The sequence below is a fragment of the Moorena sp. SIO4E2 genome, assembly GCF_010671945.1.
Classification (GTDB): Bacteria; Cyanobacteriota; Cyanobacteriia; order Cyanobacteriales; family Coleofasciculaceae; genus Moorena; species Moorena producens.
In genome coordinates, this window is sequence record NZ_JAAHIE010001417.1 from 1 (window position 1) to 1,060 (window position 1,060).

The 1,060-nt window shown below is 46.9% G+C and carries 1 protein-coding gene; it reads left to right on the forward strand.

The features are described 5' to 3' along the window. Positions 1-168 precede the first annotated feature (168 nt). Positions 169-900, forward strand: a complete 732-nt coding sequence (locus F6K37_RS44115; RefSeq protein ID WP_287257444.1) for an S-adenosylmethionine:tRNA ribosyltransferase-isomerase — start codon at positions 169-171, stop codon at positions 898-900. The last annotated feature ends 160 nt before the right edge of the window (positions 901-1,060 follow it).

The window sequence follows — 1,060 nt, forward strand, 5'->3', positions numbered from 1 at the left end:
GGGGAACAAGAGTCAATTTGCTTCTAAAAGTCCCCCAAAATTGGGGGATTTAGGGGGCTTGGATGTAACAAATGAAACTTCTCAGACAACCTCTAAGCAACGCCTCAATTGGAATTATACAAGCAGACCCCACATACTCCAAGCAAACACAGACTTGTAATACTAACCATGAAAATATTTACCTATGAACTCCCAACAGAGTTTATCGCTCAACGTCCGATTCAACCGCCTGAAGCGGCAAAGCTTCTGATTACCTGTCCAGATGCAGAGATAGAAGAAACAACCTTCGCCTCTCTCCCTCAACATCTTGGGTCTGGTGATCTCTTGGTGTTTAACGATACGGCTCCCAACATTCGACAGGGATCGGGGGACTACCAAGACAAGATCGATGATCAGACAATCTTTGCAAAGAAAGCTGCTTCTGTTGCAGTGCCGACGGCAAGTTTGCACTTTACACCCGAACTTATTAGTCAACTACGTGCTAGTGGTAAGCAGGTGGAGTTTGTGACGCTACAGGTCGGGAGTTCTAGCTCTCTTTGCATTGAATCTAGGCAAAAACCTTCCTCTGAACAGTTCGAGGTCTCCCAAGAAACGTTAAACCGTTTACGTAGATGGAAAGAGGCGGGTGGGCGTGTCATTGCTGTCGGAACAACGGTTGTTCGGGCTCTTGAAAGCGCTGTTCGTGGTATGAGTGGCCAAACAAATCTTTTTATTACCCCCCGTTTCCGGTTTGAGCTCGTTGGCGGTCTCATTACCAATTTTCACGAACCACAGACGACTCATCTGCTGCTTGTTGAAGCGTTCCTTGGACGAAAGCGACTTGAAGAAGTGTATCAATATGCTCTTCAAAACCGTTTTCGGTTCTTAAGCTACGGTGATGGAATGTTGATTACTATCTGAGCCACCCTTCAGGGCTGAGCACTGAGCACTGACCGCTGAGTGCTTACTTTTCACCTGCTCCCATCTGATTCTCCTAACAACTTTCTAATTGGGTGCATCTCCTAAAAGCTGTTTGACACGGTGCTGCCCGTAACGCACCACCGTGTCAAACAGCTTTTAG